We start from the raw sequence: 21,478 nt of genomic DNA, 5'->3' as shown, positions 1-21,478 counted from the left end.
ATGTCTTAGAAATCTATTACCGCTACGGCGGGTGCATTGCCGGTCATATTACCGGTGCTTAGCTCCAGCAGGCCGGCCTGCTGCCGGATGGTGGGATGATCAAACAAAGCGCTGATCCTGAGCTGTACATTAAAGGACTGGCGTATTAAATCGTATAGCCGTACTATTTTGAGGGAGTTGCCGCCCATTGCAAAAAAATTATCGCAAACGCCTACCTGCTGCAGATCCAGTGTTTCTTTCCAGAGATCCAGCAATCGCGCTTCCATATTGTTCTCCGGCAATACCGGCGGGCCGGCATCATAGGTGGCCTCTGCAGGCGCAGGCAGCTCCTGGCGGCTTATTTTACCATTTACATTCAAGGGCATTTTTTCCAGCGGCACACAGTAAGCCGGTACCATAAAAGCGGGCAGGGTTTGTAACAGGTGCCCGCGCATGGTTACCGCGGGTATGGGTGTAGTGGTTGTATAATAACAGGCCAGCTCATAGCGGCCTTCCTTATCCTCCACAGCTATTACTACTGCGGCGGTAATGCCCGGATATAACAAGGCGGCGGCCTCTATTTCCGCCGGTTCTATACGGTATCCCCTTATCTTCAGCTGATCATCTGCGCGGCCCAGGTACTCAAGCTCTCCTTCTTCCGTCCAGCGCGCCAGATCGCCGCTGCGGTATAAGCGGTTACCTGCTCCATACGGATCATTGATAAACCGTTCATTTGTAAGCGCAGCGCGGTTCAGATATCCATTGCCCACACCGGCGCCGCCTATAAATATTTCCCCGGTGGCGTTTACCGGCTGAAAATGTAAGGCGGCATCTAAAATATACAGCTGTGTGTTGTTAATGGGCAGGCCAATGGAAGCTGCTTCTGCCGGTTTACGTATATCCTTTACCGTACATCCTACGGTGGTTTCCGTAGGCCCGTATTCATTAAATATACGGATGGCCGGATTTAAGCTTTTCAGCAGCCGGATCTGCGATTCCCGGATGGCCTCCCCGCCCAGGATCACAGTTTGTATGTTGCAATGCCCTGATGTAAGGCCGGCCAGCAGGTCGATATGTGAAGGGGTTAGCTTCAGGGTGTTTATTTCCTGCTGCTGTTCAAAAAGGTAGAATAACAAGTCAGCTGTTTCCGCTTCACTGTCAAACAGCACCAGCTTATCGCCACGGAGCAGGCCGGAAAACAGCGCGGTAATGCTCAGGTCAAAAGAAAGGGAAGTGAACAGGCCAAAACAATGTCCTGCTCCATTGCTGAAATAATAAGTATTGGCCCATTCCAGGTAGTTAACAAGGTTTGACATATTGATGCCCACCCCTTTTGGCTGCCCGGTGGAACCGGAAGTATACAGCACATAAGCCAGCCGGTCATTCAGAGGGGTAACAGGCGCCGGCAGATTATCTGTTCCTTCTGTATCCAGCAGGTCCATGGCTATCACTTCATGCTGATAATACTCACTCAGCGCAAATAAATTATCTGAGGTGGTAAGCAGCAAATGGATATCCGCATCCTCTAGCAAAAATTGCTTGCGGTCTGCAGGCAATGCCATATCAACGGGTAAAAAGGCTGCGCCGGCTTTGAGTATGCCCCATACGGCCAGCACCATCAGCTCTGTTCTTTCCAGCATAATGCCTACCAGCTTTCCTTCACCTGCCTGGTATTGCTGCTGCAGGTAGCCGGCGAGTACTGTGCTCCGCCGGTGAAGCTCAGCATAGGTGAGCTCTTTTTGTTTATAAACCAGGGCTACCTGGTCCGGGTGTGCAGCAGCCTGCGCTTCAAACCTGTCAATAAGGGCCGTTACCGGATAGGTTACTGGGTTGCCACTGCCCAAAGCAATCAGCTGCTGTTTTTCCTGCGGCGGTGTTATATCCAGCGCTGTGATCACAGCATCCGGATGGGCCAGCACTTCTTTCAACAGCCATTCCCACTGCAGCAGGATCCGTTCCATAAATACAGGCGTATATACCTCGCCGTTATAGTCTAACCGTATGGTAAGGCTGCTGCCTGGTATAAAGCGGATATTAAGATCATAATGAGGTTTTTCAAAGATATGCGGTTCATAGATCTCCGGCAGATCAGCTGCTGTGGCCTCTCCGCTGCTTAACTGCTGTTCTGTTGAAGGATAGTTATCAAACAGCATGATATGATCTATCTGCACCGGAAGACCACTTAATGCCTGTGTTTCAGCAAGGCTCTGGTAATGATAAGGCTCGCTTTCCAGGGCTTGTTGCTGTACTTCTTTTAAAAGCTGTGATACGGTGGTATTACTGCTGAACCGGATCCTTACCGGTATGGTATTAATGAAAAGCCCTACAATGCTGTCTGACCCGGGGATGGCCAGCGGCCGGCCGGATACTACGCTGCCAAAAACAACATCCTCTGTATTATTATACCTGGCCAGCAGTATGCCCCATATACATTGCATAATGGTGTTCAGTGTTACCTGGCACCTGGCCGCCAGCTGGCTCAATCCTGCTGTAACAGCAGCATCCAGCGGCAGCTCCTGTGTATTTTTTTTGCCGGCTGCGGTGGTCCGTTTTTTTCCCGGCAAAGCCGTGGTCTTTTCAAAAGCCGACAAATACTGCTGCCAGTAAGCTTTTGCGGCCGCCTTATCCTGCTCCTCTATCCATTTAATGTAGGTATTATATGGCAGCGCAGATGGCAGATCAATATGCGTGCCTTCCTGCAGGTTATTATAAATGTGGTAGTACTCGCGGATCAGAATGCCTTCACACCATGCATCCATCAGCAGGTGGTGATGCGTCCACACAAACTCATACTCATCTGACGATAGCCTGAAAATGGCTACCCGCAGCAGCGGGCCGGAGGCAAGCTCAAAAGCCTGCTGCTGGTCCTTCCTTTTAAAATCCTGCAGGTAGGCCTGCTGATCGTTCCTTTCACGCAGGTCTTCAAACAAACAACCTGCTTCCTGGTGCTTTAATACAACCTGCACCGGTCTTTTAAGCGCCTCGTACAGGAACACCGTGCGTAAAATATTATGACGGCTGGTAAGATGCTCTATGCTGGCCTTTACCAGCGCAGGGCGCAGCTTAGGCGCCTTTACGCGGTAAGAAAGCTGCTGGATATAGGCCGGCGCATCGTTATACAAACAGGAGAACAAAATACCTTCCTGCATTGGTGAAAGCGGGTAAAGATCCTGCACAGCATACTGCCGGCAAATAACAGCCAGGTCCTGTTCGCTGATGTGCTTATAGGTAAGGTCCGCAGGTGTAAGCGTTACCTGCTCCCTGGCGGCTGTATATGTTATAAGCTCCTGTAAGCGCTGCTGCAGCTGGTCAAAGAACAACGGTATGGCGGCGGTACCATCTGCCCGGCTTTCCAGGCCCACATGCAGCTGACCTTCTGTAATAACGGCTGTTATTTCCAAAGCATATGGAGAGGGCGCTGATACATCGTGCTCCCGGCCGTGCGGCTCGTCTGAAAGACTAAAAATGCCATTGGATGCATCTGCGTTAAAATGGCCCAGGTAATTGAAAAGCAGCGGCACATTCACACCGGCTGGTAAATGATCATCCGCCAGGTATTTGAGCACACCATATCCAACACCTTTACCCGGCACCTTGCGGATAACCTCTTTTACCGTGATAACGGCATCTTTCAGATCCCGGGCCGTACCCAGGTCAAACACCACAGGATAAATACTGGTGAACCAGCCAACCGTGCGGCTTACATCCATACCAGGCATCACCGGTTCGCGGCCATGGCCTTCCAGCATAACTGCGGTAGCAGGTGTTTGCCAAACATCTTTACAGGCCAGGGTTACAGCAGTAAGCAACAGATCCTGCACTTCCGTATTAAAGCTCCTGTTGGCTCTTCCGGTAAGCAACGATGTGTGCACACGGTCCAGTGAAAAGGTATAACGCTGTGCTCCTGCCTGGGCCAACTGCAGCTGTACAGGTGTTGAAAGCTGTTGAATGGCCTGCAATTGTGCCAGCCAGTATAGCTTTTCTTTTAACGCTACGGGGCTGCCGGCATACGCTGCCAGCTGTGTTGCCCAAAATTTATAGGCATCTGTTTTAAGCGGTAGCTGCAACGGAAGGCCTGCTTCATACTGCTCATCCAGCGCAGACAGGTCTTCCAGCAATATGCGGAATGATACCGCATCCATTACCAGGTGATGTACGATGATCAGCAGGCGGCTGCCATCCTTTACATGGAAAAGCCCCAGCTGCATAAGCGGTCCTTCTTCCAGGTGCACGCCATGCTGCAGCTCATCCGCGGCTGCGCTGAACATATCTGCGGTATAATCTTTTTCCTCCCAGTCAAACACCTGCAGGGCAGGCATAACCATGGTATCCCGGTTCTGCTGGATCCATTCTCCGTGCTGTTGTTTGAAAACAATACGCAGCGCGTCATGATGCTGCAGCAGGAACTTGAAAAGCGCGGTTATCTTTTCCGGGGCAACCCGGGTATTATATTGTAACAGTACTGATTGATTGTAGTGATGCGGGGCCTGTGCATGCACAGCAAAAAATTCCCGCTGCACCGGCGTAAGGGGCAGCTCGCCGGTTACCGGCTGCTGATCCGTCAGCCTTTCCAGCGTTTTTATTACCAGCGCCAATTCTTCAATAGTGGGGTATTGAAAAACATCCCTTACCTCCATTTTATATCCCATGCCATGCAGCTGGGAAGCCATCTGTATGGCCTTAATGGAATCGCCGCCGTTCAGGAAAAAATTATTCCGTATGCCGGCAGCCGGCATACCCAGCACCTGCTGCCATATGCCAGCCAGCAGCTGCTGCATGGGTGTTACCGGCGGCGTATATACCTCTCCGTTATCATTATCTTCTGCCCAGGGATCAGGCAGCGCCTGTTTATTTATTTTACCGTTAACGGTTAGCGGCATTTGTTTCATTATCCGGTACCAGGCAGGCAGCATATATATGGGTAAATACTGCTCCAGCGCTGCCTTTACTGCGGCGGCATCCAGGTGCGGATTACCGGTCCAGTAGGCTGCTATCACATTCCTGCCATCCCTTTCCCGGGTAACAGCTACGGCTTCTTTAATGCCGGGGATCCTTTGCATGGCGGCTTCCACATCACCCAGCTCAATACGGTAGCCATTTACCTTTACCTGGTTATCCAGGCGCCCCATGCAAATAATGTTGCCGTCCGGCAGCCATTTACCTATGTCCCCGGTCAGGTATAGCTTACCTGTAAATGCGCTGTAAGGGCTGTCAATAAATTTTTCTGCAGTCAGCTCCGGGCGGTTCAGGTAACCACGGCCCACACCTTTTCCAAGTATCCCGATCTGCCCATAGCTGCCTACCGGCACCATCCGGTTGTCTGCATCCAGTATCAGCACCTGGTTATTAGGCAGTGGCCGGCCTATAGACACCGGCGCATCTTCCTGCAAAACATCGGGATTTACCAGGCCGCAAATATTATCCACACAGCATTCTGTTAACCCATATTCATTAATAACAGCTATCTGTTGTCCGCTTGCGGTAAAGAAATCATATAACCGTAACAGTGGCGCTGCGTGTAATCTTTCGCCACCTATCATAAAATAGCGGAGCTGCAGCGGTAATGCCGGCAGGTTATCCACCAGGATATTTAATAAGGAAGGGGTGCCATCGGTCAGCTCAATGTGATGATGGCTGTAAAAGCTCCACAGGTCTGTGGCGCTGCGTTTCACTGCATCCGGTACTATATGCAGGGTATGCCCCTGCAGCAGCGCCAGGAAGAACTGTTTCCAGAAGGGATCAAACACGGTAGCCGCTACTACCGCCATTTGCATATGCGCGGCTGATGGAAAAAAGGTATTGCATAGGCCGGTCACCAGGTTCACCACCGCTTCCTGCGTTATCATAGCTCCTTTGGGTATACCCGTAGTGCCGGAGGTGTAAAGTATATAAGCCAGGTTTTGCGGGGTTACCGATAGCGGAAAATTTCCTGCAGCCATATTCAGCAGCTGCAGCTGTATATCCATCGCAAACACGGTTCCTTCATATCCTTCCAGCAGCGCAAACTGCGCAGAATGGGTGATTATAACAGCAGGGCGTGCATCATCCAGTATTGTATGCACGCGCTCCTGCGGGGATTGCGGGTCAATGATAAGGAAGGCTGCACCGGCCTTCAGTATGCCCATTACGGCTATGCCTATATCCAGCGAGCGGTCTAACAATACACCAATGATAGCATCTTCCTTAACACCATCCTGCTGTTTTAAATAAGCGGCCAGGCGGTTGGCCTGTTCATTTAATGCAGCATATGTTAAGGGTTCTTCTCCGTATTGCAGGGCTATTTGTCCGGGTGTTCTTTCCACCTGCTCTTCAAACAGGGCTGCCAGTGTCTTATGCGGAAAGCTGACCGCATTTTCGTTGAACGCAAAGAAAACCTGGTTCCGTTCTGCGGTTTCCAGCAGCTCCACTTTATCCAACGGTACCTTTACGCTCAGGTGAGCGTCCAGCTGTTGCAGCAAATGGCTGTAACGGGCCATAAAATCTTCTGCAGCAGTGTTTTCCACCAGGTGTGCGCTATAACGCAGCGTGGCCTGCAGCTGCCCTTCTGCTGTGTGTTCCAGCAGCAGCATCCATTTCACTTTCTTTTCATTAACACCGGCATCCTGCAAAGGGGCGTAGCGGAATCCTATGCTATGGATCAGCGGCTCCTCAATATTGCGGTCTGCAAAACGGTTACTCAGAACGGTATAGTCCGTACAGTCATATGTTCTGCTTTGCTGTACAGCGGCAGCAACTTCGCGTATATAACTGCCCATATCCTGTGCAGCATTTATGTACAGGTTATGGAACAGCGGCATACAGGCGCCTGCATCCCGCATAAGCGGGGAGTATACCAGCAGCTGTCTTCCCCGGAAATATTTACCGGTCAGAAAACCGAACATGGCCAGGTAGATCACATACTCACTCAGCGCATTTCCTTTCCCCAGGCGGGAAACAGCACTGACTGCGGCCTCTGGCAGCATTTTTGTTACCACGGCCTGTTGTGCATTACCTGCACCTGTATGGTAGAAAGCAGTGGGCAAAACAACATCCGCCAGTTTCTTATACCAGTATTCTTCCGCCAGTTTTTGCTGCATTGTTGGATCTGTCATACAGAAAGAATTGAAGCTTCCTTTTTATAAACGATCTCTTTTTCTCCAAACAGCCTTTCTGCATTGATCTGCATTTCCTTGCATACCTGCAGTAGCTTGTTGGATGCAATAATGGGAGAGGATTCTTCTGTGTACTTTAGCGACATAATATAATTGAGCCAGGGCTCCTGTCCCATGGCATATACATATACATCTTTCGGCTTAAAGCGGTACACCAGGTCAATGCCTTCTTTAAAATTGCTTCCCCTTAACCTCCGTGAATGGTCCTTTTCCTTTGGCAGCGCTTCCGGCAGCAATGGACCATAGAGCCAGGACAGGGGTGCACCGTCGCACTCCATGCCCAGGAACAATACATCTATATCCCCGATCACCTGCTGTATATGCTCATATACTTTAGGTTCGTGATTACAGGAATCTGCAGCTAACAAAATAGACAATTCATTATCCAGCCTTACATGGTGGCACATTTTTGTGCGGATGTCCAGGTCGGAATGCTCGCCCAGGAAGGGCAGGCCGGTTATGGTGCAGCCGGGCATTTCTACCGTATCCAGCTCGTCTATTTCTATCACATTATGAAAACCCAGGTTATTGAGCATCATCTTTACACTAGGATCCTGCAGGGCGCCTGTGCCGTTACGCGGCACAATAATATGCCTGATCTTATGCCGCAATTGTATCATGGTCTCTATCAGAATATGATCCTGGTGGTTATGTGTGATCACTACATAATCTATTACATCCGGCAGATCTGAATAAGTGAACCGTGAAATGTGTGAGTTATATCCATAACTGATAACAGGATCGGAAAGGATGCTTACATTCTTTGATTCTATGAGGATACAGGCATGACCAAAATACCGGGTGCGGATGTAATCCCCGTCATATTTGGCATATACTTCCGGCGCGTCTGTAGTAAAAAAAGTACGGAACAACGCATCATCTTCTTCCCCGATGCCCATTTTTTCTTTGATATAGCTATATGAACCGGGTTCCCGCTGCATGCGGAACAGCTCATCCAGCACAGGGCTGTTAAAAGGCATACGTATATGTACTGTATCTGTAGTTGTTTGCAGCCTGGGTGTGCTTAAAATAAAGGGGCGGTCATCCTCTTCTATCAGGTAAAAAGAAATGCTCTGCAGCTCCGGTTTATAAAATTCACTTTTATACAACAGCGATTCAAAAAAACGAAAAGAGGGCTGGTTATTAACATCGTAAAACAGCTCTACATATCCCTTTAATATATCGGGTACTTTTTCATACAGCTCCTGCATAGATGCGCCGGTTGCCTCTGTTTTCAACAGCTTGCAAAGCTGCTGCACAGCTTTGGCAAATTCTATTAACCGGCTGTTATTAGTAAGGGTAGCTTCTTTTAACTGTTTAACCTCCTCCTTACGGTTGCCATCATAATCCATGAACGGGCCGCCCAGCAGCTTAGGATCTTTTACTGCTTCTGCATGGATCTGCGGGGCCAGTATATAGGAGTTCATGATCTTGATATGCCGGCCCAGTATGTTCATGGCTGCCGTGGCGGGAGATATCAGGTGCGGCCAGGCATACCACTGGTCAAACAGGGGCTCCGGCACAACATTACGTTTCAGGTAAACAAAATCGTTTTTCATGGCTTACATAATTTTTTTGTCAGAAACTGAATTCAATACCGGCTATGTCCTTGTTCAGCACCGGCGTTGTCACATCCGCCGTGATCTGTTCCAGGGAAGCATCCGGGTTTTGCAGCACCTTTAATAATATTTTTTCCAGGCTGGTGAGCAACATACGGGCAGTACTTTCGCGGAACAGGTCTCCGCTATATTCCAGTGATAGCTGCAGCATGTCATGCGCTGCAGATCCATGAAACCAGAGGTCAGATTTAATACCGCTGAAATCCAGTGGATAGGGCCTAACATTTAGCGCATTGGCGGGGGTTGCCATATTGATGCGGTCATGCCAGGTAAAGCCAATATCAAAAACCGGCGCGCGGTTCGGCTTACGTGTTATCTGAAGATCTTCCAGTATCATATCAAACGGATAATCCTGGTGCTGGCCTACAGTAGCTGTTATGTCCCTTACCTGCTGTAACAGGGCAGTGAAGGTATCCTGTGGATCTATTCGTACGGCTACCGGCAGGGTATTCACATAAAAGCCGATCTGCGTTTCCAGGTCGGGGTGATTGCGGCAGGCCCAGGGCGTACCAATGATCACCTGGCGCTGGCCGGTAAACCGGTAGGCTAATGCTTTTATAGCTGCCAGCAGCAATACAAAGGGGCCTGTTCTATGCTGCAGCGCCAGCGTAAGTAATTGTTTAGAGGCGGTAGTATCCATTTCCAGCTCCGCACTACCGCCAGCGGCTGTACGTAATTCCGGTCTTGGAAAATCAAGCGGCAGCGGTACATCCGTTAACCTGCCGTTTAGCTGTGTATGCCAGTAGGCCTGATGCTCCTGCCGTGCTGTTGTATCCAGCTGCCGGTTATGCCAGGCTGCAAAATCTTTATACTGTATCCGTAAAGCAGGCAATATTACATCCATCCCCTGCTCCAGGGAATGGTAAGCCTGCAGTAATTCGCTGAAAAATACTTCCTCTGACCACTGATCTGTTATAATATGGTGCATATTGAGGAAGAAAACATAGCTGTTTGCAGACAGGCGGTAAAGAGCCGTGCGCAGCAAACGGTCTGCAGACAGGTTGAAGGGGACTGCTGCCGCTGTGAGTAACAGGCGGTTCAGCACAATCGCCTGGTCTGTTTCATTGCGCAGGTCCACGTATTCCAATGTGAATTGAACGGTTCCTGCGGGGTGGATCTGCTGTACGGGCCTGCCGTTAGCCAGCACAAAATTGGTGCGCAGGATCTCATGCCGGCCAACAATGGCTTCCAGCGCTTTTTCCAGCGCAACTGTGTTCAGACCGCCTTCCAGCTCAAAGGCCTGTGGAATGTTGTAGGCATAGGAACCGGGATCTATTTGCCAGAGCGCCCATAAACGTTTTTGCGCATGCGATAGCTCATAATATTCCTGTGGCGCACATACCGGTATGGGCTCCTGTTCAGTTTTACCCAGGCGCTCTACCAGCGCACTTAAGCGGGCAATGGTCTGGTTATTAAAGATCTCCACCACCTTTACCTGCACTTTAAATTCCCTGGAGATGCGGGTGATCAGCTGAATAGCTTTCAACGAGTTGCCGCCTGTTGTAAAAAAAGATTCGTTACGTCCAACCTGCTGCTTCCGCAACACCTCTTTCCAGATCTGTTCCATCTGCAGCTCCGTATTACTCTGGGGAGATTCATATCCTGCAATACCCGTGTGCAGGTCTGGTTCGGGCAGCGCCTTTTTATCCACCTTGCCACTGGGGGTTAGCGGAAATTCCTGCAGGCAAACAAAATAAACAGGGATCATTGTTTCCGTTAAAACAGTGCGGAGAAAGGACCTCAGGTCCTCAGCAGTGATCTGTTTATTGGTATAATAACATACCAATTCATAACGGCCTTCTTCATCCTGCCGGGTTTTTATCACAGCTTCCTGTATACCGGGCATCTGTAATACTGCCTGCTCTACCTCACCCAGCTCTACCCGTACGCCATTGATCTTTACCTGGTCATCCACCCGGCCTATTACTTCAATAGTTTGATCTTCCAGGTACCTTCCCAGGTCGCCGGTGCGGTATACAATATCTTCCCGGCCGCTTACCAGCGGATTCTGTACAAACACCATACTGGTCAGCGCATCATCATTATAATAACCTTTTGTCCAGTAAGGTGTTTTTATATATACTTCGCCCAGCTCACCCGCGCGGCACAGGTGGTTATGATTAATAATAGCGATGGCGGTATTATCAATAGGCTTACCTACCGGCAGCACCTGTGCGGGATTGGCTGGCAGGGCGGATACCCGGTAAAAGGTTTTGGCCATAGTGGTTTCCGATGTGCCATAGAGGTTAATGATCTGCGTGTGCTCACCGGCTGCGGCGCGCCATTTCATTACATCTCTTGCATACAATGGCTCGCCTGCCAGGAAAATGTATTGCAGGTTATGTAATAATGCAGGATCCACCGGCGCCTGTTCCAGCTGCCTGGTGATCAGCTTCCACATAGCCGGCACACAATGTATAAGGCTTACCTGGTTTTGTATGAGCCACTGCACCAGCAGGGCGGTATTATTTCGTGTAGCCTCTCCCGGTATATGAAGGGTGCCGCCCACACTCAACGGCAGCAGCACATCGCGGAACGATGCATCAAACACCATACTCGTTAGCTGGCTTACATGGCAATGTTCATCCAGTCCAAACTCCCTTACCTGCCAGCTGATAAAATGCGCCAGCCCCTTTATGGAGCCTACAATAGCTTTACCGGCGCCGGTACTGCCGGATGTGTAAATGATATAGCTACTGTCTTTATAACGATCTGCTACCGGCGGTTCCGGCTGCATGACAGCAGGTTGCAGCTGTTGTATGCTCCCATCATCATCCAGCACCAATAATATAATATGGTGATCTTTTAACGCATTGAGGAAGGTTTGGGCCCTGGGTAAAAGATCTTTGGTCACCACCAGGCAGCTAAACCTGGTTTGTGCATAAATGTCCAGCAGCTTTTTGTCCGGGTAGGCGCTGCTTAATGGCAGATAAATAAGGTCTGTTTTAAAGAGCGCCAGCATGGCGGTTACCCATTTAATACCCGGCGGCATTAGTACAGCGGCCCGGTTACCGGGCTGCAGGCCGGCCAGCAGGCAGGTTTCAGCCAGCTTATCTACACCGGCTTTCAGCTGTTTGTAGCTGATGGCGGCATTTTCTTCCGTGATGGCAATTTTATCAGCATATTGTGCAGCATGCTGCTCTAAGATGGTATGTAGTAATTCCTGGCTCATATTAAGCAATTGATTAATCAACATAAGTGGCATCCAGCGGCCACGCTTTGTACTCATTTTTCCAGATGCGGCTCAGGTCTTTTTCCAGCAGGGAAAACAGGCTGGGGTCGCGTTCCATATTTTTCCGGATCAATGTTTTTTCATAGTGGAAGCTTTTGGTATCCTCATCAAAGGGCAGGTTGCCAAAATCCAGGAAGCGGATAGCGCCATCCACATCGCGGATACAGGTAACTTTATTCTGATTGTAAATATTGGGTGACCAGAAAATGTCCAACACACCGGTTTCAAAGGCTTTTACCATGCCTTTTGAAACCATTCCCCCACCCAGGTCCAGCACGGCTTGCATGATCTGGTTCACTTCATGTATGATACGCTGCGTTTCCTCACGGATACGGGGTTCATTCACCCTCACCTCTTTAGCTACGGCCATGGCCTTTTTGCAAAGCTGCAGCGCATTTATATTATCGTTGGTAGTGGGGATACGGAATGATTCTGCTGCAGTTTTTACCATCATTTTGGTGGCCTTCGCCAGGCTGGCAGTGATGCACGAATTAAAGATCAGCTCCTCTGAGCGGGCATAGTCTGAAGGAAAAGCGGCCATATACTGGTGAAACACAGTGGTAACGCGGCAATCCTTAAAGCCAAACCGGTGCAGGTATTTGTTGGTACATGCTTCCAGCGCGCGGATAGCGGCAATATCCTGGATGCGGTTGCCCTGCTCCGCATAACCCAGCGCCAGGCTTTTTACGCCCTGCTGCGCACTTAACAAAGCCTGTATCACATTTACCGAAATGGCAATGGAAGGCGCTATCAGCGTGGCGGTGAGCACACCAAAATATTCCCGGTTCACGGCAAACCCGGTATGCTGCTCATACAATGCGCATAAACGGTCAATGTATTGCCAGTTCTTTACAGATTCAACAGGACTGGTAAGCTTATCATAGGGCATTAAATAACAGATAGCGCCGCCTTCCAGCCCTGAAATGCCTGATTGCAAGGCTATTTCATAGGTGAAGCGGTGATCAGGCCCGCCGGCACGAAGCTGAAAAGGCGTTCTCATACTGTTCACCAGCCGTTTTACTTCGCTTACGCCATACACCGGAATAGGGAATCCGTTCAGCGCAGATGTTTTTCTGCCCAGCGAAATATCCCTGAACTCCTTTGCCTTTTCATACAGCTTGCTGCGGCAGGCTGCATCCAGCTGCACGGAACTGATATCGCTGCCGGCCATTTCCAGCGCCTGCAGCTTACTGATCTGCTCTTTTATATCTGCTACGCCTGTACGCGGCTGCAACAGCACATTACCACCACTTTTTTTACGCTGCCACAACAGGCGGTCCAGCGAATAGCGGGGTTTTTCAAAGTGATCGGGGTTCACATCATTGCCTGTATGCCATTCCGTAAGCACCAGCTTGCGCTCCATTTGCAGGGCGTGCTCACTGTAACGGCTATCCGACAAACTATCATAATTCAGGGGCGGATGTACACGAATGTCCTTTCCTGCCCTGGCGGCATTGCGTTTGGGAATGTTATAACGGACAATATCTTTTTGCACATCATCCAGTATAAGGCTAAAGGCTACTGTTTTGGGATATACGTTGGTAAATCCCATTGAAAGGAATTTCTTTTTTACCTGGTGGTCCGACATGCTTACAGCCAGGCTGCCGCCCAGGTACCAAAGCTTAGGCGTATCATTGGCCAGCTTAAAGGCGTGGATGGATTGTTCAAAGTCCTGCAGATAAAGCTCTGCATGCCCGTTCTTATTGGAGATCATAATAATATCAAACGAAGCGGCATACTTAAAAAAATCTGCAATGCTGTTCCGGATCCCCAGGTTCAGCACATTAAAACCGGCCTCCCTGAAACCCAGCGCCAGCAGGCCAATGCCTATAGAATGCGCATCGTCGCCCAATCCGCCTATCAGTAATTGATGTTGGTCCGGCATATAATTATTTTAGAGGGTAAACAAGGCATTCAGCTTAAATTATAACAGTACTTAACGGCTTCCATGGCCAGCAGGTCCATTACATCTGCATAGGGAATATCCAACGCATCTGCGTGCAGCAAAATGGAAACTTCCGAACAACCGCCTACGATCATATCTACCTGCTGTGTTCTGAGCTTTTCTACTGCGCCAAAGAACAGCTCTTTTGCCGCATCACTGATATTACCGGATTTAAGCCCTCCGGGCATATACAGTGATTGCATGAACAGGGTTTCCTGCTGCTCATCATCCAGCGTAATGATGTTTATACCGGTATCGCATAAACGATGAAAGATACCTGCCTGTATAGCGCCGGTGGAGGCCAGTAGGCCTATGCGCCGCACATGCGGCTGAGCGTTCTGCAAATATGAGGACAGCGCTTCCACCGGGTGCAGTATATATGCGGGCGTGTGCTGCTGCAGCTTATTGTAATAGTAATAAGCGGTTACGCAGGCCATCACGATCGCTTCCACGTTATAGGTACTAAATCCGCTTACGGACCGGATCAGCTCCTCTTCGGGAGAGGGGCCTTCATATAGAATGGCCCGGGTACGGTCCGGTATGCAGGCATTGCTATGCAGCAGGATCTCAATAAAATCCTGGTCTTTGGTTACCGGTGAATAGTCCACTACTTTCTGCATCAGCAATACGCCGGCACGGGCGCCCATGCCGCCTATGATGCCCAGCTTTTTCCTGTTGGGGGTTATTGTTTGCATAACTTGCGGGGTTGCTTATTTGCAGAGGTATACCACTATTTTCCGCTGCCCGGTATAAGGCATGCGGCCATGGCTGGTTAACATATTATCCACCAGCAGCAGATCGCCCTGCTGCCAGCTGCGCAGCTTTCTTTGCTGCTCAATAGTACTGATCACAGCAGCTACTGTTTCATTGCTGATCTTTGTGCCATCTCCGAAAGATGCATATAATGGCAGCTCTTCCTCATCACCATTCACCAGCTCCAGCAAGCCTTCATAATACTCCTGGTCAAAATGGGAAGGGTGGTATAGCTCCGCTACGCTGAACCAAACCTCTGCGCCGGTTTTGGGGTGCTTACGTACAGGCGGGCGTAGGCTTCCAGCTTTAGTCCTCCGTCTGCCTTCCAGTGCCATAACATGGCTTCTTTCTGACAGTATTGCTCTACCAGTGCTTTATCATTTGTTTTAAAAGTTTCCTGCCAGGAAGGTCCCAGTCCCTGCCCGTTGTGCAGGTTACGCACATACCTTACCTGCTTACGCCGGTATTCTTCCACAATGGCCGGGTCCAGCGCACGCAGTACCGCACGGCTGTCTGCCAGGGGCGTTTCTCCCCCGGTTGCCGATGGAATAAGACAGGCAAACAAAAGCCGGGAAGGCCAGTGGTTTGCATAAGACAGCTCATTATGCATTTTAATGGGGAAGCTGGAATCATATTCCGTAGAGATATACACGTTAGAAGACAAGCGGCGGCGCTGATAGCTGATATCAATATAATCCGTAAACTCCTCCTCTATGGCGCCGGCTACTGCACCAAAACTTTCAGTGGCAGCAATCTCCAGTCCCTGCACCAGCAGGGCGCCGCTTTCCAGCAATGCAGCTTCCGCCTCATCCCGGTGCAGGTTATACCATGCAATAAATTCTGCAGGATCGGTTTTACCTGCAAACTCCAGCACGTGGGGAAATCCCTTTTTCTTTATTTCAGGATAAAAAATGGTGGACATAAGGAAAGTGATTTGGGTATGAAAAAATCAGAGATCAGGCAATCCAAACAATTCCAGGAATATATTGAACGTAAGCACTACTATCAGCAGATCATTCTCATAAGAGGTATGCAGCCTGAAGTTATCTTTGCTGTACATTTTTTTTAGCCGCTCAATAGTATCGGGATTAAAATATCCCTGCCGCCTGATCCGGTCATAAGAAAGCAGGTCATTGATCCAGGGCAGGTTGCTACGCAGCAGCTCCGGGCTGCCTGGCGCCACCCATCCGTATTTTTGCCGGGTGCAAATTTCCTGCGGCACATATTTAGCTGCTATTTTTTTCAGAATATATTTCTCCACCAGGTTATTCAGCTTCAGGTCATAGGGAATGGTTTTCATAAACTCCACCACGTTGATATCCAGGAATGGATACCGCCCTTCTACCCCATTGGCATAGTTCACACGGTCGCAATGATCTGCTATCAGGTGATCTGATAAGCGGAGCTTAAGATCGAGGTACGAACGTTTGTTGAAGTGGTGCCGGTCGCGCAGCTTTTCCTTATCAACAAATTCATGGCGGAAACAGTCAAACTCCGGATACCTGTGCTGCAGGGTACTGGCATACATCGCCCTTTTCGTTTCTTCCAGCTCCCTTTCATTATTCTCATAAAAAAAGGACGGGTCTCCCCATAACCGTTCCCGGATAGCTTCATCCAGCAGCTCCTCTACCTGTTTAATACCTGCAGCAGCATGGTTGGTCATGCGCTGTACATCAAAGCGGTAGCCGAAATACCCACCCAGCAGCTCATCCGCTCCTTCGCCGGAAAGGATCACCTTTACTTTTCTTTCCCGTACTTTTTCAGAAAGCGCCAGCGAACAGGTATTGTAAGTTTCGCGCAGCGGTGTTTCAGAAAAGTATACTGCCGATTCCAGCCGGCGCTGTACTTCCATGCTGTCAAAAGGCACTGCATTACGGTACGATTGTACATGGCTGGCCATGAGCTGCTGGTAATGGCTTTCATCTATTTCATGATCACCGGGAAATACAATGGAAAAAGATTCGTAATTCCGGTCGCCTGTTCGTTTCATTAGTGCGCCTATCAGGGAAGAATCTAATCCGCCACTGAGGTAAAAGCCTACCGGTACATCCGCATTCAGGCGGTATTTAACGGCCTGGAGCAGCAATGCTTCCAGTCCTTCTTCATAATATGCATCCGGCCTGCGTTCCAGCGGTTCCGACATGGTGGGATAATAAAGGTCCCAGTATTCCCGCTGAACAGCCTGCGTATCTTCCAGCCACAGGTAGTGTCCGGGTTTAAGGCTGTGGATATCCCTGAACATAGTGGCGGGGCTGATATTGCCTGGTAAGGAAAAAAGCTGGTCCAGGCCTGTAAGGTTTACCTCTCTGCGCACCTGCGGATGTTTCAGCAATGCCTTGATCTCCGAAGCAAACAGCCAGGAATCCTTTACCTGCGTATAAAACAAAGGGCAAATGCCGAAATGGTCCCTGGCCAGGAACAGTGCCTGCTTCTGCTGATCGTACAGGGCAAATGCAAATTGTCCGTTCAGCCGGTGCAGCAGCGCAGTGCCATACTCCTGGTACAAATGCACGATCACTTCCACATCACAGTCTGAAGCAAAGCGATAACCTTTTGCCTGCAGCTCCTGCCGCAGCTCTTTATAGTTATATATTTCCCCGTTGCATATTAAAGCAAGCTTCCCATCGCTGCTAAAGAAAGGCTGATTACCGTTAGTGCTGATATCAATAATACTAAGGCGTTTAAAGCCAAGGCCTGCCTGGCCGTTCACAAAAACAGCTTCATCATCCGGTCCGCGGTGATGCAGGGCCTGGGTCATGGCAGCAACAAATTCCTTATTTACTGGCTGCCCCCGGAGGGTATTAAAAATGCCGGCAATTCCACACATAGGCGTACGTTGATTACAGGATCATATATCCTGTATAGCTTTTATAAAATCATCAAAGATGGCTTTTTCCTGTTGGGAGGCGGGGGCTATGGCGGCTACCATAGCAGCAACAGGCGGGTTTTCCGGCACCTGCTGCAGAATAGAGATGAACCCATCCCTTACCTTTTCAATAGTGCTTTCCTTTATTAAGGCAGTATCATATTCCATCAGCACATCCAGGTGGCCATTATTCTCAGATACCAATATCAGCAGGTCAAATTTGCTGATATGAATATCCGGTTCTATGCTTTCCACTTCCAGCGCCTGCATGGTGCCGGCATTATAACGCCGGCTGTTTTCCATATTCTGCAGGGTAAGCATAATATCAAACAGCGGGGTACGGCTCATGTCCCTTTCCAGCTGCAGATCATCCACCAGCAGGTCAAACGGATAAACGCCGTGCTCATATGCCTGCAATGTATTTTCCTTTACTTTCTGCAGCAGCTGCGCAAAGGTGAGCTCCGGGTGAAAGCGGGTACGGATAGCCAGTGTATTCACATAAAAACCCATCTGGTTTTCCAGATCCACATGATCGCGGTTAGCCAGCGAAGTGCCTACTGTAATATCATGCTGTCCTGAAAAGCGGTAGAGTAATACATACAGTCCGGTCAGCAGCACCATAAACAAAGTGGCATTATGTTCAAGCGCACAGGCGTTCAATGTTTCCAGCACGGTATTGTCTATCACAAATTCGTGTATACGTCCCTGGTAGGCCTTTACCGGCGGCCTCGTAAAGTCCGAAGGGAAGCCAAGCGGCGGCGCTGGTTCGCTGAACTGCTGCAGCCAGTATTGTTTATGCGGTTCAAATGCTCCATTCCTGATCTGCTCATTTTGCCAGGCAGCATAATCTTTATACTGTATTTCCAGCGGAGGCAGCGGCTTTGACCTGCCTTCCGCAAAGGCGCGGTAAAAGGTAAGCAGGTCATGTATCAGCACACCGTTAGACCAACCGTCTGTTATAATATGGTGCAGGTTCAGCAGGATAATGTAATCCTGCTCTCCGGTCTGTATCACCAGCGCATCCAGCAAGGGCCCTGTGTGCAGGTTTAAATGCCGGGCGGCCTGCCCCTTGCAATGGACCAGCGCATCTGCTTCAGGGGCGGCATGTTCACGGTAGTCGTAGTACTGAAGGGTAAAACCAATTTCAGGGGTAGCCAGTACTGTTTGCACCAACTCATCGCCCTCCATGGTAAATGTGGTACGTAATATTTCATGCCGGTCTATAAGCGCTTCAAATGCTTTTTCCAGCAAATGCATGTTCAGTGGAGAGCCTACTTTATAGAGCCCCGGCTGGTTATAGGCAATTGCTCCTTCCGGTGACTGGCTGAGGATCCACAATCTTTTCTGGGCATGGGATACTTCATACTGCGCCTTTAGCGGCAGCTTTTTGATCTGTAACATTCCGGCGGGTGATTGCAGCGCAGCTGCATCCAGGTAACCGGCCAAAGACCGAATGGTAGGAAAGCGGAAAAAATCATCAAAGCTAATGGCAGTATTAAACTGCTGCCTTACCCGGTTAATGATCTGGTTTGCTATAAGAGAATGACCGCCCAGCTCAAAAAAATTATCATCGTATGCCAGTGGCTCCTGCTTTAACACATCTTTCCAGATACGATAGATCTTTTGCGCTGTACCGGATATTTCTTCTATGTAACCGGTCAAAGCTGCTATGGTGGGATAATCAAACAGATCTTCAAAATCCAGGCGAAAGCCCAAGGCGGTATTTATGCGGTTAATTACCTGCGTGGCTTTGATGGAATCCCCGCCCAGCTCAAAAAAGTTATTGTCCGGGCGGCAATCTGCCAGCTGCAATATTTCTTTCCAGTATTTTTTTATGTCGCCGGCCAGGCCTGTGCTTACTTCCTGCTGTACCGGTGCTGTGGTAACTGCGGTGGTAAGCGGCAGCTCCCGTAGCCAGCTGCGTTTTTTACGGAACTGGTAGCCAGGCAGCGGAATACGTTTACCCGGCAGATGGGCGCTATATTTTTTCCAGTCTGCAGGCGCCTGTTGCTCATACAAAACCCTTACCAGCAGATCACCCTGTTCCAGGTTAACAAAAGTACATGCCTTCAATGCGGCTGCCTGCCGTTGCAATTCCTGTGATAAGGCTCCTGGCCGGCGCCCCATACTTACCAGCACCATGCGGCCTTTTTCTGTTTCCCGCTGTAACCAGGCAGCTACCCTGGCAGGCAGGTTATCCGTATTATCTGTAGCTGCGCCGGATAATTGCTCCCAGGCAGCAGCCAGTGTTATTTCACCTTTAATAACAGCTACCATATAACGGCCACCGTTGGCTGCCATTATATCCGTTGTGCTGATACCGCGCGCTTCCAGCCATTTATAAAAATCGTACTGGGATTGATAGTGAGCCAGGGTATTATCTCCTTCATCCAATATGAACACCAGCTTATGCAGCGGTTTTGTTGCTGCAGGCTTATTGCTTTCAAGCCACTGGCGCATCTGTTCACGTGCCTGTTCCATACCGGCGGCACTTATAGCTACCCGGTGCTCATAATGTTTACGGCCGTGCCAAAGTGTATAACTTATTGCCGGCAACAGATCGTCTTCCGCAGTGTCTAAATACGCCAGCAGCGCTTTTACATTATCCGCTAATGCTTCAGGCGTTTGTGCGCTTACCGGCAGCAGGTAAGCCGGTAAATGTGCTGCGGGCATCACCGCAGCTGCCGGTGCTTCTTCCAGCACCATATGGCAATTGGTGCCGCTCAGGCCTATGGAGCTTACACCCGCATAACGCGGGCCATTTTCAGATAGCCATGGCCGTAGCTGACGGTTAACAAACACTGCCGACCTGTTAAAATTGATTTGCGGATGCGGCGCTTCAAAATGGATATTGGGGAACAGCTCCTTATGCTGCAGGGATAATACTGTTTTCAGCAAACCTGCTATACCGGCCGCCGAACGGGTATGGCCGATATTTGATTTGATAGTACCTATGGGACAAAACTGTTTATCATCTGTATAACCATTAAAGGCAAGGGTAAAGCCGCCTACTTCAATATTATCGCCCAGCACAGTTCCGGAGCCATGCGCTTCCATGTACCCGGCCAGGCTGAGATCTATGCCGGCTTTTTTCCAGGCCAGCCGGATCACTTCTGCCTGCGCTTCACTATCCGGAGCCGTGATACTGGCGGAGCGGCCTGCATTACAGTTCACCGCCGATCCTTTTATAACAGCGTGGATAATATCACCATCTGCCAGGGCTTTGTCCAAACGTTTCAGCAGCACGCAGGCAACTGCTTCTCCATGCGACATGCCATTGGCCTGTGCGGAAAAAGCTTTTGATCTGCCATCCGGCGCATCCAGGTCCAAACCTATGGGTTCCTTATACGGGAAAAGATACAAATTGGCGCCACCTGCCAGCGCCAGATCCGCATCGCCTAATATCAGCTCATTACAAGCCAGGTGTACGGCCAGCAGGGACGAGGAGCAGGTGGTATCTACGGTAAGTGCGTTGCCCCTGAGATCAAACTGCCGGCTGAGCATGGATGCCAGGAAAGCCTTGGTATTACCGGAGGCCAGTGTGGGCACAAATGTTTCTGCCAGCTTATAATATTCCAGGGAAGCATCTGCTATAAAAACAGCCGTATTGCTTCCTTTCAGCTGTTCTATAGCATAGGCTGCATTTTCAATAGTTTCGTACGCCACTTCCAGCAGCAGCCGCAAATGCGGGTCCATGGTCTGTGCTTCGCCTGCTGATATATTGAACAGCTGATGATCAAATACATCTATATCTTCCAAGTAACCGCAGGTCATATATTCCCGCTGCGGATCAAGCGTTGTTCTTTTGACCCTTTCTGCGGAAATACTGCCCACACTATCTTTTCCCTGCGCCAGCAAACCGTATAACTGCTGCAGGTTCCCTGCACCGGGAAAACGTCCGGCCATTCCAATGATCGCTATATCTTGCTGCAT

9 protein-coding genes are annotated in these 21,478 nt (G+C 49.8%); all 9 read right to left on the bottom strand.

What is annotated here, in order from left to right:
• Positions 1-5: 5 nt before the first annotated feature.
• From KVT36_RS06140 to KVT36_RS06100, 9 genes are read right to left on the bottom strand one after another with little or no spacing between them, the layout of a single operon-like run.
• Positions 6-7,070 carry a non-ribosomal peptide synthetase gene (locus KVT36_RS06140; protein ID WP_217602621.1) on the bottom strand — a complete coding sequence of 2,355 codons (7,065 nt, stop codon included), beginning with the start codon at positions 7,068-7,070 and terminating at the stop codon, positions 6-8.
• Positions 7,067-8,689 (bottom strand): MBL fold metallo-hydrolase, encoded by a 1,623-nt coding sequence (locus KVT36_RS06135; RefSeq protein WP_217602620.1) that lies wholly within the window; start codon positions 8,687-8,689, stop codon positions 7,067-7,069. The genes KVT36_RS06140 and KVT36_RS06135 overlap by 4 nt, the downstream gene beginning before the upstream one ends.
• 19 nt (positions 8,690-8,708) lie before the next feature.
• A complete protein-coding gene (locus tag KVT36_RS06130; protein ID WP_217602619.1) occupies positions 8,709-11,921 on the bottom strand; it encodes a condensation domain-containing protein in 3,213 nt (1,070 codons plus the stop codon).
• Between the two features lie 13 nt (positions 11,922-11,934).
• Positions 11,935-13,866 (bottom strand): methylaspartate mutase subunit E, encoded by a 1,932-nt coding sequence (locus KVT36_RS06125; RefSeq protein ID WP_217602618.1) that lies wholly within the window; start codon positions 13,864-13,866, stop codon positions 11,935-11,937.
• Positions 13,867-13,895: 29 nt separating this feature from the next.
• Positions 13,896-14,621 carry an aspartate/glutamate racemase family protein gene (locus KVT36_RS06120; RefSeq protein WP_217602617.1) on the bottom strand — a complete coding sequence of 242 codons (726 nt, stop codon included), beginning with the start codon at positions 14,619-14,621 and terminating at the stop codon, positions 13,896-13,898.
• 15 nt (positions 14,622-14,636) lie between these two features.
• Entirely contained in the window at positions 14,637-15,014 is a 378-nt protein-coding gene (locus KVT36_RS06115) for a TauD/TfdA family dioxygenase (RefSeq protein WP_217602616.1), read from the bottom strand.
• On the bottom strand, positions 14,918-15,601 hold the full coding sequence (locus KVT36_RS06110) for a TauD/TfdA family dioxygenase (protein ID WP_217602615.1): 684 nt from the start codon (positions 15,599-15,601) through the stop codon (positions 14,918-14,920). The genes KVT36_RS06115 and KVT36_RS06110 overlap by 97 nt, the downstream gene beginning before the upstream one ends.
• A 27-nt stretch (positions 15,602-15,628) precedes the next feature.
• On the bottom strand, positions 15,629-17,506 hold the full coding sequence (asnB, locus tag KVT36_RS06105) for an asparagine synthase (glutamine-hydrolyzing) (RefSeq protein ID WP_217602614.1): 1,878 nt from the start codon (positions 17,504-17,506) through the stop codon (positions 15,629-15,631).
• 21 nt (positions 17,507-17,527) lie between these two features.
• A complete protein-coding gene (locus tag KVT36_RS06100; RefSeq protein ID WP_217602613.1) occupies positions 17,528-21,478 on the bottom strand; it encodes a condensation domain-containing protein in 3,951 nt (1,316 codons plus the stop codon).

Source organism: Chitinophaga sp. GbtcB8 (assembly GCF_019091455.1).
Taxonomy (GTDB): Bacteria; Bacteroidota; Bacteroidia; order Chitinophagales; family Chitinophagaceae; genus Chitinophaga.
Note: the sequence above shows the minus strand (reverse complement) of the source record. Positions and strands in the feature narration are given on the sequence as shown.

Coding starts and splice junctions, on each gene's coding strand:
- KVT36_RS06125 (WP_217602618.1), bottom strand. CDS start 13,866: ATGCCGGACCAACATCAATTACTGATAGGCGGATTGGGCGACGATGCG.
- asnB (WP_217602614.1), bottom strand. CDS start 17,506: ATGTGTGGAATTGCCGGCATTTTTAATACCCTCCGGGGGCAGCCAGTA.
- KVT36_RS06115 (WP_217602616.1), bottom strand. CDS start 15,014: ATGGCACTGGAAGGCAGACGGAGGACTAAAGCTGGAAGCCTACGCCCG.
- KVT36_RS06120 (WP_217602617.1), bottom strand. CDS start 14,621: ATGCAAACAATAACCCCCAACAGGAAAAAGCTGGGCATCATAGGCGGC.
- KVT36_RS06100 (WP_217602613.1), bottom strand. CDS start 21,478: ATGCAGCAAGATATAGCGATCATTGGAATGGCCGGACGTTTTCCCGGT.
- KVT36_RS06130 (WP_217602619.1), bottom strand. CDS start 11,921: ATGAGCCAGGAATTACTACATACCATCTTAGAGCAGCATGCTGCACAA.
- KVT36_RS06135 (WP_217602620.1), bottom strand. CDS start 8,689: ATGAAAAACGATTTTGTTTACCTGAAACGTAATGTTGTGCCGGAGCCC.
- KVT36_RS06110 (WP_217602615.1), bottom strand. CDS start 15,601: ATGTCCACCATTTTTTATCCTGAAATAAAGAAAAAGGGATTTCCCCAC.
- KVT36_RS06140 (WP_217602621.1), bottom strand. CDS start 7,070: ATGACAGATCCAACAATGCAGCAAAAACTGGCGGAAGAATACTGGTAT.